This window comes from Noviherbaspirillum saxi, from assembly GCF_003591035.1.
In the GTDB taxonomy this organism is placed as follows: Bacteria; Pseudomonadota; Gammaproteobacteria; order Burkholderiales; family Burkholderiaceae_D; genus Noviherbaspirillum; species Noviherbaspirillum saxi.
Window position 1 is genome coordinate 1987289 of sequence record NZ_QYUO01000001.1, and the last position, 11782, is coordinate 1999070.

16 protein-coding genes are annotated in these 11782 nt (G+C 59.2%); 4 read left to right on the top strand and 12 right to left on the bottom strand.

The annotated features are described in order from the left end of the window. Positions 1 to 100 precede the first annotated feature (100 nt). The 9 genes from flgJ to flgB all read right to left on the bottom strand — a co-directional run bounded on the left by flgJ (position 101) and on the right by flgB (position 7288). The gene (gene flgJ, locus D3871_RS09215; protein WP_119768617.1) at positions 101 to 1009 is read right to left on the bottom strand and encodes a flagellar assembly peptidoglycan hydrolase FlgJ; all 909 of its coding nucleotides are present in this window, start codon (positions 1007 to 1009) and stop codon (positions 101 to 103) included. Positions 1010 to 1018: 9 nt separating this feature from the next. Continuing rightward, a complete protein-coding gene (locus D3871_RS09220) occupies positions 1019 to 2140 on the bottom strand; it encodes a flagellar basal body P-ring protein FlgI (protein ID WP_119768618.1) in 1122 nt (373 codons plus the stop codon). A gap of 4 nt (positions 2141 to 2144) precedes the next feature. Continuing rightward, positions 2145 to 2816, bottom strand: coding sequence for a flagellar basal body L-ring protein FlgH (locus D3871_RS09225; protein WP_119768619.1), 672 nt, complete (start codon positions 2814 to 2816; stop codon positions 2145 to 2147). A 12-nt stretch (positions 2817 to 2828) separates the two neighbouring features. Next, complete coding sequence (gene flgG / locus D3871_RS09230; protein ID WP_119768620.1) at positions 2829 to 3611, bottom strand: flagellar basal-body rod protein FlgG; 783 nt, start codon at positions 3609 to 3611, stop codon at positions 2829 to 2831. 62 nt (positions 3612 to 3673) lie between these two features. Further along, positions 3674 to 4417, bottom strand: a complete 744-nt coding sequence (flgF, locus tag D3871_RS09235) for a flagellar basal-body rod protein FlgF (protein ID WP_119768621.1) — start codon at positions 4415 to 4417, stop codon at positions 3674 to 3676. 35 nt (positions 4418 to 4452) lie between these two features. Further along, positions 4453 to 5685 (bottom strand): flagellar hook protein FlgE, encoded by a 1233-nt coding sequence (gene flgE / locus D3871_RS09240; RefSeq protein WP_119768622.1) that lies wholly within the window; start codon positions 5683 to 5685, stop codon positions 4453 to 4455. Positions 5686 to 5721: 36 nt separating this feature from the next. Continuing rightward, positions 5722 to 6393 (bottom strand): flagellar hook assembly protein FlgD, encoded by a 672-nt coding sequence (locus D3871_RS09245; protein WP_119768623.1) that lies wholly within the window; start codon positions 6391 to 6393, stop codon positions 5722 to 5724. A 14-nt stretch (positions 6394 to 6407) separates the two neighbouring features. After that, positions 6408 to 6812 carry a flagellar basal body rod protein FlgC gene (flgC, locus tag D3871_RS09250; protein ID WP_119768624.1) on the bottom strand — a complete coding sequence of 135 codons (405 nt, stop codon included), beginning with the start codon at positions 6810 to 6812 and terminating at the stop codon, positions 6408 to 6410. A 2-nt stretch (positions 6813 to 6814) separates the two neighbouring features. Next, the gene (flgB, locus tag D3871_RS09255; protein WP_119768625.1) at positions 6815 to 7288 is read right to left on the bottom strand and encodes a flagellar basal body rod protein FlgB; all 474 of its coding nucleotides are present in this window, start codon (positions 7286 to 7288) and stop codon (positions 6815 to 6817) included. 186 nt (positions 7289 to 7474) lie between these two features. Between flgB and flgA the strand changes: the two genes are divergently transcribed. The 3 genes from flgA (at position 7475) to D3871_RS09270 (ending at position 9070) form a co-directional block, all read left to right on the top strand. Beyond that, positions 7475 to 8185, top strand: a complete 711-nt coding sequence (gene flgA, locus D3871_RS09260; RefSeq protein WP_119768626.1) for a flagellar basal body P-ring formation chaperone FlgA — start codon at positions 7475 to 7477, stop codon at positions 8183 to 8185. A gap of 105 nt (positions 8186 to 8290) precedes the next feature. Beyond that, positions 8291 to 8596 (top strand): flagellar biosynthesis anti-sigma factor FlgM, encoded by a 306-nt coding sequence (gene flgM, locus D3871_RS09265; protein ID WP_119768627.1) that lies wholly within the window; start codon positions 8291 to 8293, stop codon positions 8594 to 8596. Between the two features lie 3 nt (positions 8597 to 8599). Continuing rightward, positions 8600 to 9070, top strand: coding sequence for a flagella synthesis protein FlgN (locus D3871_RS09270; RefSeq protein WP_119768628.1), 471 nt, complete (start codon positions 8600 to 8602; stop codon positions 9068 to 9070). A 262-nt stretch (positions 9071 to 9332) separates the two neighbouring features. On the opposite strand, the gene motD is transcribed toward D3871_RS09270, so the two are convergent. The 3 genes from motD to D3871_RS09285 are packed head-to-tail and all read right to left on the bottom strand — an operon-like array spanning position 9333 to position 11577. Further along, positions 9333 to 10109, bottom strand: coding sequence for a flagellar motor protein MotD (motD, locus tag D3871_RS09275; RefSeq protein WP_119768629.1), 777 nt, complete (start codon positions 10107 to 10109; stop codon positions 9333 to 9335). A gap of 14 nt (positions 10110 to 10123) precedes the next feature. After that, positions 10124 to 10864 (bottom strand): flagellar motor protein, encoded by a 741-nt coding sequence (locus D3871_RS09280; protein WP_119768630.1) that lies wholly within the window; start codon positions 10862 to 10864, stop codon positions 10124 to 10126. Then, complete coding sequence (locus tag D3871_RS09285; protein ID WP_119768631.1) at positions 10846 to 11577, bottom strand: RNA polymerase sigma factor FliA; 732 nt, start codon at positions 11575 to 11577, stop codon at positions 10846 to 10848. The genes D3871_RS09280 and D3871_RS09285 overlap by 19 nt, the downstream gene beginning before the upstream one ends. An 18-nt stretch (positions 11578 to 11595) precedes the next feature. Here D3871_RS09285 and D3871_RS30175 point away from each other — a divergent pair, with 18 nt between their 5' ends. Beyond that, positions 11596 to 11766: a hypothetical protein gene (locus D3871_RS30175; RefSeq protein WP_158597896.1), complete on the top strand. Its 171-nt coding sequence runs from the start codon at positions 11596 to 11598 to the stop codon at positions 11764 to 11766. Positions 11767 to 11782: the final 16 nt, after the last annotated feature.

Consider the following 11782-nt stretch of genomic DNA (forward strand, 5'->3'; position numbering starts at 1 on the left):
GGAGATCGATATCGTAGTGAACGGCAGTTCACCGCAAAACTTGAGAAATAACTTGAGGAATAATTGCGCGATGTATCGCCGACCCATCGCATGGCCATTGTCAGGTCGACAATGAATGCTTGATCAGGCGCGTCAATTTGGCGGCGTAATGCGGATCGGTCGCGTAGCCGGCTTTCTGCAGTCCCTGGGCGAAACCATGCACGTCCTGTGCGCTGGCGATAACGTTTTGATAACGCGGATTCGAACTTAGCATGCGCGCATAGTCGCGGAAGGCATCGGCATACGAATCATAGGCGCGAAATTTCTCGACCCTGGTCTGAGGCGTACCGTTTATGTATTCTGTCGTGACGGCTTCGACAACCTTGCCCTTCCATCCGCTGGTCGCCTTGATGCCGAACACATTGTGACTGCTGCTGCCGTCCGCAGCCTTGATTTCGCGTTTGCCCCAGCCGCTTTCCAGCGCCGCCTGACCAAGCATGAATTTGGCGGGAATGCCTGTGCTTCGGCTTGCCTCTTCTGCCGCCGCGCCAAGCTTTTCCTGGAACGAGCGGATGTGCATCGGCTTGTTGGAAGATACCTGCCGTGCCGCTTCAGGCAACGCGACCGGCGCTGCGGGCGAAGCCGGCTTCAGCAAACTCAGCACGGCGTCCACTTCCGGATTCGACAATGCCGCTTCCTCGTCGGCAGGCGCCAGCCTTTGCTTGTCGACCACGTTCGACAACTGCCTGACCAGAACATCCGCCAGCCCTACTCCGCGTGAAGCCATCGTCTGGCTCAACTGCTGGTCGAGCATGGACGTGTACATCTTGCTCTGCTGGCTGTCGAACACGCTTTCCTGCGGCGTCGCTTCGCGCATGCTCTTGAGCACCATGTTCATGAACAGTGCTTCGAACTGCTTTACGGTCGCTTTCAGCGCTTCGGGCGAATTTTCCTTTGCGGCCTGACGGAGCTTGCCGACATCCTTGACGTCGAGGGCAAAGCTGGAAGTGGTGTCGATGCGGTTAACCATGATACGGCGTCATATGATTTCAAGTTCGGCGCGCAGCGATCCTGCCGCCTTCATGGCCTGCAGAATCGCCAGCAAATCCTGCGGTGTGGCGCCGATGGCATTCAGCGCCTTGACCACATCCGCCAGCGACGTGCCGCCCTTGAGCAGCAGTACCTGGCCCGGTTCCTTCTTGATGTCGATCTGTGAGGTCGCTGTGACAACGGTCTGGCCGCCCGACAGCGGAGCCGGCTGGCTGATGACCGGGTCGGTATTGATCACGACCGACAGATTGCCATGCGAAACCGCACAGGCATCCAGCGTCACCGCCTGATTCATGACTACCGAGCCGGTACGGGCATTGAGGATGACCTTCGCATTGGTTTGCGCAGGCGTTACATGCAGGCTTTCCAGTGCGCCGAGAAAGGCGACTCGTTCATCGTTGGTCGCCGGCGCGCGCACACGGATCACGCGGCCATCCTGGGCGGAGGCAGTGTCCGGGCCAAAGCGCTTGTTGACTGCATCGACGACGCGGCTTGCAGTGGAAAAATCCGAATCGTTCAATTCAAGGAACACGGTATCGCCACGACCGAAGGCATTAGGCACCGCGCGTTCCACCGTTGCGCCGGCAGAGATACGCCCTACGCTCAGATGATTGACTTGCGCCTTGCTGCCGTTGGCCGATGCCCCCACACCGCCGACCAGCACATTACCCTGGGCCATGCCGTAGATCTGTCCATCGGCTCCCTTGAGCGGCGTCATCAGCAGCGTACCGCCGCGCAGGCTCTTGGCATTGCCCATGGACGACACGGTCACATCCAGGGTCTGGCCGGGCTGCGCGAACGCCGGCAATGACGTCGTCACCATGACTGCCGCGACATTCTTCAGCTGCAGCGTGGTGCCCGGCGGCAGATTGACGCCGAGATTTTGCAGCATGCTCACCACGCTCTGCACGGTGAACGGTGTCTGGGTGGTCTGGTCGCCGCTGCCGTCGAGGCCAACCACCAGGCCATAGCCGATCAACTGGTTCTGCCGTACGCCCTGCACGCTGGCCAGATCCTTGAGCCGTTCGGCATGAATGGCGGGAGTGGCGGCGATACAGCATGCCCCGAGCATGATGGCCACAAGCTTGCTGGAAAGAGTGAAATATTTCATGAGCTTAGAGCGGCATCAGGCTAAGAAAGAATCGCGTCAGCTGCGACATCATTTCCGCCTGATCGATACGGCTATTGGTACGGTACTCGACGCGTGCGTCGGCCACCTGGGTGGAGGACACCACGTTACCGCTCACGATATTGTCGGGATTGACGACGCCGGAAAAACGGACATATTCGATTCCCTTGTCGAAGGCCACCTGTTTTTCACCCGTGACGATGAGATTGCCGTTCGGCAGGACCTCGGCGACAGTGACGGTGATGGTGCCGGTGAAATTATTGCTCGCCGTGGTCGCGTCTTTTTCCTCGAACTTGTTGGAGGAAGTTGCCGACACGCCGAACTTGGCCGTGGTCGCTGCCGGCACGCCGAAGATGGTCGGCGCGGCGAAGGCGACACTGCCGGTCTTGCTGGCGGAATTACCCTCGGATTTGCCGGCGCTGGTTTTCTCGCTGATGGCGATGATCAGGGTATCGCCAATCAGACGCGCACGGCGGTCTTCAAACATCGGACGATAGGCGGAGGCCTGGAAGATCGCCCCATTCGATGGCGCGGCAGCGACCGGCATCGGCGGCCGCGCACTTGCCGGCTGATGCGTAATGGTATCCGGCACGGTCGCGCAACCCACCGTGGCGAAAAGCATCACCGCATACAGGACGATTGCACCGGCACGTTTCATTTTCGCCTCAAATTACAGTTGCGCCAGGCGCTGCAACATCTGGTCCGATGTGGTGATCGCCTTGCTGTTGATTTCATAGGCGCGCTGGGTCTGAATCATGTTCACCAGTTCTTCCACGACATTGACGTTCGATGTTTCGACGTAACGCTGCAGCAGCAGGCCGGCACCGTTCGTGCCGGGTGTATTGGTATTGGGATTGCCGGATGCCGCCGTCTCGACGTACAGGTTTTCACCCTTGGCTTCGAGGCCGGCCGGATTGACGAAAGTCACAAGTTGCAAGGTGCCGATCTGCGTCGCGGCAACAGTGCCGGGCTGCGTCACGGATACAGTGCCGTCGCGCGCCACGGTCAGGCTTTGCGCATTTGCAGGCACGGTAATGGCCGGCTGTACCACGAATCCGCTGGAGGTCACGATCTGGCCCTGGTTATCGACCTGGAAGGAGCCGTCGCGCGTGTACGCGGTCGTCCCGTCCGGCATCAGCACCTGGAAGAAGCCTTCGCCCTGGATTGCCACGTCCTTGTCGTTGCCGGTCTGCTGCAGATTGCCCTGCGTGAATATACGTTCGGTTGCGACCGGGCGCACGCCGGTACCGAGCTGCAGGCCCGACGGCAATTGGGTCTGTTGCGACGACTGTGCGCCAGGCTGACGGATGGTCTGGTACAGCAGGTCTTCGAATACCGCGCGCGAACGCTTGAAACCGGCCGTGTTGACGTTGGCCAGGTTATTGGAGATGACATCCATCTGCGTCTGCTGCGCATCCAGACCGGTTTTGGAAATCCACAGTGATCGAATCATTAACTTCTCCCGAAAACCCGCACGCGCGTAGTGCGCGCCATGGTTCTATTATTGATCTCTTATCAGCCTGTCAAAGACAAAAGCTGAGCGGCTTTCGCCTCGTTGCTCTCGACGTTCTTCATCAGAGCCATATGCAATTCGAACTGGCGTGCCAGTGAAATCATGTCGACCATTGCATCGACCACATTGACATTGCTGCCTTCCAGCGCACCGCCGATCAGCACCACGTTGGGATCGGCATCGGCCTGCTCGTCATCCTTCAGGCGGAACAGACCATCGTCGCCGCGCACGATGTTTTCTTCCGGCGGATTGACCAGCTTGATGCGACCGAGCACGGTAGCCGCTCCCGGTTTGAAGCCGGTTGCAATGGTGGTGATGGTCCCGTCCTTGCCGACGGTAATGGATACATCCGGCGGTACGGCGATCGGTCCACCGTCGCCCATCACGTTCGCGCCGGACTGGGTCTGCAACACGCCGTTTTCGCTCAACTTGAGGCTGCCGCTGCGCGTAAAGGCTTCCGAGCCGTCTTCGAGCTGCACGGCGATCCAGCCCTTGCCCTGCAACGCGACATCGAGGTCGCGCCCGGTTTGCTGAATCGCACCCGGCGTGAAATCGGTGCCGACCGTGGAATCGACCACATATGCCCTGGTCGGCAGCTGCGCGCCCATCACCGGCACCGCGCGGAAGGAATCGAGCTGCGCGCGAAAGCCGGTTGTCGCGGCGTTGGCGAGGTTGTGCGAAGTGTTCGCCTGTTTTTCCAGGATATGCTTCGCACCGGTCATCGCGGTGTAGACGAGACGGTCCAAATTATTCTCCGTTCATGCTGCCTTGGTCGCTGTCATCAACGCAGGTTCACCAGCGTCTGCAACACCTGGTCCTGGGTCTTGATGGTCTGTGCATTGGCCTGGTACACGCGCTGCGCTGTGATCATGTTGACCAGTTCAGCCGTCAGGTCGACGTTGGAATCTTCCACCGCGGAGGCCTGCAGCACCCCCTTGTTGCCCGAACCAGGGGCTGCAACACGCGCCACGCCCGACGTCGAGGTTTCGGCCCACATGTTATTGCCCATCGGCTGAAGGCCGTTCGGATTGGTGAAGCTTGCCAGCACGACCTGCGCCAGCGTCGCCGACTTGCCGTTGGTGTAGCGGCCGATGATCACCCCATCGGAACCGACGTTGAAGCCTGACAAAGCACCGGAACTGTAACCGTCCTGGTCCATCGTACGCACATCGAATGCGGCTCCGTACTGCGTGGTTCCGGTGAAATTGACGTCGATCGTGATCGGACTTGCACCGTTGTCCGGCGTCACGGTCAATGCGAGCGGCATGGCGCCCAGTGTCGCGGCATCCAGCGTACCGTCAGGATTGAACACCAGGGTGCTCAGCAGCGCCGGCGCGGCAGCCGGTGTCGCTGCATCATCCGCCGTGTATACCTCCCAGTTGTTTGACGCGGTCTTCCTGAAGTAGGCATTGACGATATGCGAGTCGCCCTGACTGTCATAGACCGTTACCGAAGTTGCGTTGTGGTAGGTGGTCGCGTCATCCGGGTCGAAAGCCACGGCTGCCGCAATCGCGGTCTTGCCGGAATCGAGATTGAAGGTGCCGTTGACTTCGGTGGTCATGTTCGGCGGCAGGATCGCGGTATCGATGCGCAGATCCACCGCGTTGCCGGTCGAAAGCTGTCCGGCGCTGTTGGCCATGTAGCCGGACAGCCGCGCACCGTTGGCATTGACGATGTAGCCGTTCTTGTCAAGCTGGAATTGGCCGTTGCGGCTATAACTGACGGCACCGTTGGTCGTCACGCGGAAAAAGCCGTCACCGTTGATCGCGATATCGAGCGGATTGTTCGACGCGGTGACATTGCCCTGCGTGAACTGCTGCGACACGTTGGCGAGCTTGGTACCGATACCGATCTGATTGCCGCCGCCGCCCGTGATCGCGCTTGCGAACACATCCGCGAACTGCGCCTGCGATCCCTTGAAGCCGACGGTATTTGCATTGGCGACGTTGTTGCCGATGGTTTCGAGATTCTTGGACGCTGCGTTCAGGCCACTCAATCCTTGTTGAAAACTCACGTTGTTCTCCTTGCGCGCTGAATGTCTGAGATCGAATTAAAGGACTTGCCGTACGTCGGCGAAGTTGACGTTGCCGATTCCCGGCACGGACAGTTTCACGCCGGAGGCGCCGGTCGTGACGCTCGATACCGAGCCGAATGACAGGGTTGTTGCGGTAACGTTTTCCTGCCCACGCACCGCGCTCACTTCAAATTTGTAGCTGCCGTCCGGGGCCGTCTCGCCGCCGTCCGTCTTGCCGTCCCAGGCGAGCGGCACGATGCCTGCCTGCTGGGCGCCAAGATCGAAGGTGCGCACGGCCAGGCCGGCCGCATTGCGGACGGTTATTTTGGTCTTGTCCGCGGCGGACGCAAAATCGACACCAAGGATAGCCTTGCTGTCGACCAGTTCGATCGACGATCCCGGCACAAGCACGCCATGACCGATCATGTCGGTCGCCTGCAGGGCCTGGCTGGTCTGATAACTGGATTGCAGCGCCTGCAAGGTCGTATTGAGTTTGTCGATGCCGCTGACCGTCGACAGTTGCGCCAGCTGGCTGGTGACCTGGGCATTGTCCAGCGGGTTGAGCGGGTCCTGGTTGCGCATCTGCGTCACCAGAAGCTTCATGAAGCGGTCCTGCGCATCGACTGCGGTCGACGTCTCGGCCTTCTTGCCGTTCATCGCGGCCATCAGGTCGGTGGAAACGGTATTGGTGGTTTGTACGCTAGCCATTCAGGTAGTCCTTGTCATTGTCCGAGCGTGAGTGTCTTGAGCAGCATGGTCTTGGCCGCATTCATGGTCTCGACGTTCGTCTGATAGGAACGCGAAGCGGAAATCATGTTGACCATCTCCTCGACCACGTTCACATTCGGCATGGTCACGTAACCTTTTTCATCGGCTTGCGGGTGCTTGGGGTCGTAATGGGTTTTGAGCGGCGACTGGTCTTCCACCACTTGCTGCACCTTGACGCCGGCGGCGGCCGGATTGGCGGTCGGTACCGCGCTGAACACGACCTGCTTGGCGCGATAGGTCTGGCCGGTGGAACTGGTGGCGCTGTCGGCATTGGCAATATTGCTGGCAACGGTATTGAGGCGTTGGCCCTGGGCGCTCATGGCGGACCCGGCGACATTGAAGATATTGAATAGCGACATGATTATTGACCTTGAATTGCGGTGAGCAGACCCTTGATCTGCCCATTGACGAAGGTGACTCCGGCCTCATAACGCAAGGCATTGTCGGCAAACTGGTTGCGCTCGACATCCATATCGACGGTATTGCCGTCGATATTGCCTTGGACCGCGGTCTGGCGATACAGCAGTTGCGCGCCGCTGGCGGTAACGCCGCTCGGCGTGCCGCCCAAATGCGCCGCCGAAGTTCTGGTCAGCGCATTGGCGACTGCCTGGAATCCGGCGCCATTAACCAAAGACGGCGAGGATGCGGCAGGCTTTGCTGCAGGACCGCCCTTGCTCAATGCCCTGCTGAGCGCGCTGTTAAAATCCATGTCGCGCGCCTTGTAATTGGGCGTGTCGGCATTGGCAATATTCGACGCCAGCGCCTGCTGCCGTTCGGCCCGCAGGCTCAGCGCCGTCTGATGAAACCGTAATGCTTCGTCAAGCTTTCCGATCATGTGGTCTCCGCAATTCCCCGGCTAAAGAAACGGTACTTTGAGCCGATGATGGATTGATAGGCTTGATCATACGGATGCAAAAGTCACATCGATCAGACAATAAGACTCCGAAAGCCTTTCCTTTTCAGCCTTTTGATTGCGCGCCCCATCAGTAACATTCACGCTGGCACCAATCCAACGGTCATCATGAAAACACCCCTGAAAGCAGTGCTCGCCACGCTATGGCTGCTTGCCAATGCCGTGGCTGCCCAGACGGCGCAGCCTGCGGTACCGCGCCAGGATCCGGCGGTATTGCGGCAAGTCGTCGAACAATTCCTGCGCATTCAGACTGCCGGCCTGCCTGGGCAGGTCAATCTGAGCGTCGGCCAGGTCGATGCACGCTCCACGCTGCCCGCCTGCGCCGCGCCCGAAGCCTTTCTGCCAAACGGCAGCCGGGTGTGGGGACGCACCACAGTCGGCGTGCGTTGCACGGTGCCGTCGCCTTGGACCATGTACATTTCAGCAACAGCCCAGGTGGTCGGCGAATATGTTGCTGCCGCCACGCCGCTGGCACAGGGACAATTGATCGGCCCTCAGCATGTCGTCAAGATCAAGGGTGATCTGACCACCTTGCCCGCCGGCATCCTTACCGATACCGCGCAGGCCATCGGCCGCACCATGACCGCATCACTGGCCGCAGGCACCCCCTTGCGCAGCGATTCGCTGCGCAGCCAGGCTGCGGTACAGCAGGGACAAACCGTACGAGTGGTGTCTTCCGGCCCCGGATTCAGCGTAGCAACCGAAGGCCGGGCACTAAACAACGCTTCGGAAGGTCAGATCGCACAGGCGCGCACCGCATCGGGACAGGTCGTCAGCGGCGTGGCGAAAGCAGGCGGTGTGGTCGAAGTCACTTATTGATAAAAGCTTTTTCGATTTTTCAATTCAACGCTAAAGTTTTCGCCAAACGTGTCGATATGACTTGTGACAAGAACCGTAAAACCGCTAACCAGCTAAGGAATTGCCGTGAAAATCGATGACCCGTTAAAGAAAACCGGCGGTCTGGGCGTAGGAACAACGCCCACCCGTGCCGGCAAGGGCGCCGACAAGTCGGCCGCCGTCGGCAAGGCCCCGGCCGAAACCGACAGTGTTCGCCTGTCGTCCACCGTGCAGTCGCTGACCCAATCGGGCACCAGCGGCGTGTTTGACGCGAAGAAAGTTGAAGAAATCAAGGCGGCGATCGCCGACGGCACGTTCAAGGTCGATCCTGAAAAGGTCGCCAACGGCTTGCTCGACACGGTCAGCGACCTGATTCGCACACGTAAGGCGTAAAAAATGCAAAACCCAGGAAACAGCCCGGCCGAGAGCCTGGCCGAAGAAATCAGTGTCGGCACCAACCTGCTGCAGTTGCTGAAGCAGGAGCAGGATTTCCTGATCAATGCCGATCTCGAAGGGCTGACCGGGGTAACTGAAGAAAAGAACAAGGCGGTCGCGCGCATGATGGAACTGGCGCTATCTCGTCACCGGACACTGGCAGCCGCCGGTCTTGAGGCCAGCGAATCAGGCATGCAGCGCTGGACCGAGGCCGCACCTGCAGCGGTCATTCAATCTTGGGATCAATTGATCGGCATCGCCCGACAGGCCAAAGAACTCAACCGCACCAATGGTTTGCTGATCAGCCAGCATATGGCGCGCAATCAGAATGCCTTGAATGTATTGCAAGGCGAGCGCCCGGGCGGCGGCATGTATGGTCCAAATGGACAGACTGCCACGCAAAGTGGTCGCCGTACTTTGGTGGTTGGCTGAATCTGCAGGCGGGTACCACGAATACATTGCACCGCCTCGCTCTCCCCCGTCATACCCGAGCAATCGGGTATCCATACTGAGCCTGCATTCCGGCTACCACTATTCAGGTAATTGCCTGGCCCCATCGGCTCATGGATTCCCACTTTCGTGGGAATGACGAGGAGAAGCAGGTACATGCATCAAACGCAAATAGCCGCATGCGTATGTCGTTGGAACAGATAACGGCATTCACATTTCAGACCGCACTCGGACCGAACACATCCTAACGCTTGACTGGTGCATCCACCGGCACTTCCGTTTCCGTCTCCGGCAGATTGGACAACACCATCACTGACACCCGGCGATTACGCAAACGCCCTTCGGCCGTTTCGTTGGCTCCTACCGGCTGTGTGGAGCCGTGACCGACCGCAGTCAATCTATTCTCGGCCACTCCTCCATCCACGAACAGACGAATGACGCTGGAGGCACGTACCGCCGAAAGCTCCCAGTTCGACGGAAACGCTGCATTCCGAATCGGTACGCTATCGGTATGCCCTTCTACCTGGATCGCGTGGTCGTCGTCCTTGAGCACTGCAGCGACCGCTTTCAATGCCTGCACGCTGCCATCGGACAGTTTTGCATCGCCAGGTGCAAATAATACGCTGGCGTTGATTTCGACATTGACGCCGCGTGTCGTTTGTGTAACGCGAACCTTGCCCTGCTCGACCAGCGGAGCAAGAACCTTGAGGATATCGCGCGCGACGTTCTTTAATTTTTCACGTTCGCGGCGCAAGGCTTCGGTGTTGCGCGAACGGACCGGGGCCAGGCCGACAGGAATGCCCGTCGTTGCCGCTTCGGGCTCTCCGACGACGGGCGCAGTCGGAGACCGGCCAAACGCATTGATCAATGAGTTGGACAGTACCTTATACTTGCTTTCGTTCACTGAAGACAAGGCATACATCACCACGAAGAACGCAAACAGCAAGGTGATGAAATCGGCATACGACACCAGCCAGCGATCGTGGTTGTCTTCGCTTTCCTCGTAACGCTTGCGGGCCATGGCGCTCGTACCGGCTAAGGTTTGTATGCCAGCATGCGTTCTTCAACGATGCGCGCGTTGTCGCCATTGGCGACACTACAGAAGACGTCGGTCAGCATCTCGCGTCGTCGCACCTCATCGGTAACGATGGTTTTGAGTTTGTTCGCAATCGGCAGGAACAGCAGGTTGGCCAGCCCGACGCCATAGATGGTCGCAACGAAGGCAACCGCGATGCCGCTGCCCAGCTTGCCCGGATCGGTCAGGTTTTCCATCACATGGATCAAGCCCAGCACCGCGCCGAGAATGCCGATCGTGGGCGCATAGCCGCCGGCTGCTTCCCAGACCTTGACGGCCTGCCGCTCTCGCCGTTCGAAAGTGGAGATATCGACGTCCAGTATTTCGCGGATCTTGTAGGGATCGATGCCGTCGATGATCAGTCTCAATCCTTTGGCGGTGAACGGATCCTTTACCCCTTCTAGATAGCGTTCAAGACTCAACAGTCCTTCGCGGCGAGCGGTAGCGCTCCAGACCATCAGGTCACGAGAGATGGTTCCGCTTTTGTCCGGCGGCGGCGAAAACACCCAGCGCAGCATCGCCGTGCCGCGCAGGAAACTGGCGGTGCCGCTTTGCAGCAGCACGGCCCCCATGGTACCGACTGCGACGATGGTGAATGCTGCCGGTTGCAGCAGCGAATTGATATGCCCGCCCTCGATCACCTGGCCGAACAATATGCCGGCGAGTGCGAGCAGGATGCCTGCTAGGCTAGCCCAGTCCATGCCTGATCCTTGAGTCGCGCACGCATGCGTGCAATGGCCTGGCTGTGCAACTGGCAGACCCGTGATTCGGACACGCCCATGACGGCGCCGATTTCCTTGAGATTCATTTCTTGTTCGTAGTACAGGCCCATCAGGATCTTTTCCCGCTCGGGCAAGGCTTCGATCGCATGGATCACGGCCTGCCGGAAACCGCCGTTCATCAGGCTTTGCAAAGGATCGCTGGAAGCATCCACGCAATAGCGATCCAGGAAGTGATCGCTTTCGTCCTTTTCGTGGAAATCTTCGTAGTAGACGAGTTGGTGCCCGCTGCCTTCGGTCAGCAATTCCTGGTATTCGGTCAGCGACATCTTGAGTTCGGCGGCGATTTCCGCCTCTTTCGGTGCGCGCCCCATGCGCTGCTGCACCTTGTTCATCGCATTTTCGATCTTGCGCATGTTTTGGCGGATGCTGCGCGGCAGCCAGTCGCTGCTGCGCAATTCATCCAGCATTGCACCGCGTATGCGCTGCACGGCATAGGTCTCAAACTGCGCTCCATGCGTTTCCTCGTAACGGCTGACGGCATCCAGCAAGCCGATCATGCCGGCCTGGATGAGGTCGTCGACTTCGACGCTCGGCGGCAGCTTGGCCTTCATCTGGTGTGCAAGCCGCTTGACCAGCGGTGCGTGCTCTTCCAGCAGATGATTCTTGTCCGATTTTCCGCTAACGGTATACATTGTGTTGAATCATATCCGATGCCCTTGCTAGAGCAGTTTCATCCTGACTTGCCAGGCGAGGCCGAGGCGATTTGCGCGTGGAACAAGGCGCGGCGACGCGACATGGCGAGCCATGGCAAGGAGTCGCAACGCCGTGCCACGGGCAAAGCGTCCGGCATCGACGGTACAGTCAGGGTGAGACTGCTCTAACACCATTCCGGCATAT

What these genes read in the sequence shown, in the direction of transcription:
- D3871_RS09280 (WP_119768630.1), bottom strand. Translation starts at nt 10,864, where the DNA reads ATGGACTGGGCTAGCCTAGCAGGCATCCTGCTCGCACTCGCCGGCATA.
- D3871_RS09245 (WP_119768623.1), bottom strand. Translation starts at nt 6,393, where the DNA reads ATGGCTAGCGTACAAACCACCAATACCGTTTCCACCGACCTGATGGCC.
- D3871_RS09225 (WP_119768619.1), bottom strand. Translation starts at nt 2,816, where the DNA reads ATGAAACGTGCCGGTGCAATCGTCCTGTATGCGGTGATGCTTTTCGCC.
- flgC (WP_119768624.1), bottom strand. Translation starts at nt 6,812, where the DNA reads ATGTCGCTATTCAATATCTTCAATGTCGCCGGGTCCGCCATGAGCGCC.
- flgA (WP_119768626.1), top strand. Translation starts at nt 7,475, where the DNA reads ATGAAAACACCCCTGAAAGCAGTGCTCGCCACGCTATGGCTGCTTGCC.
- D3871_RS09285 (WP_119768631.1), bottom strand. Translation starts at nt 11,577, where the DNA reads ATGTATACCGTTAGCGGAAAATCGGACAAGAATCATCTGCTGGAAGAG.
- D3871_RS09270 (WP_119768628.1), top strand. Translation starts at nt 8,600, where the DNA reads ATGCAAAACCCAGGAAACAGCCCGGCCGAGAGCCTGGCCGAAGAAATC.
- D3871_RS30175 (WP_158597896.1), top strand. Translation starts at nt 11,596, where the DNA reads ATGCCCTTGCTAGAGCAGTTTCATCCTGACTTGCCAGGCGAGGCCGAG.
- D3871_RS09220 (WP_119768618.1), bottom strand. Translation starts at nt 2,140, where the DNA reads ATGAAATATTTCACTCTTTCCAGCAAGCTTGTGGCCATCATGCTCGGG.
- flgJ (WP_119768617.1), bottom strand. Translation starts at nt 1,009, where the DNA reads ATGGTTAACCGCATCGACACCACTTCCAGCTTTGCCCTCGACGTCAAG.
- flgB (WP_119768625.1), bottom strand. Translation starts at nt 7,288, where the DNA reads ATGATCGGAAAGCTTGACGAAGCATTACGGTTTCATCAGACGGCGCTG.
- flgG (WP_119768620.1), bottom strand. Translation starts at nt 3,611, where the DNA reads ATGATTCGATCACTGTGGATTTCCAAAACCGGTCTGGATGCGCAGCAG.
- motD (WP_119768629.1), bottom strand. Translation starts at nt 10,109, where the DNA reads ATGGCCCGCAAGCGTTACGAGGAAAGCGAAGACAACCACGATCGCTGG.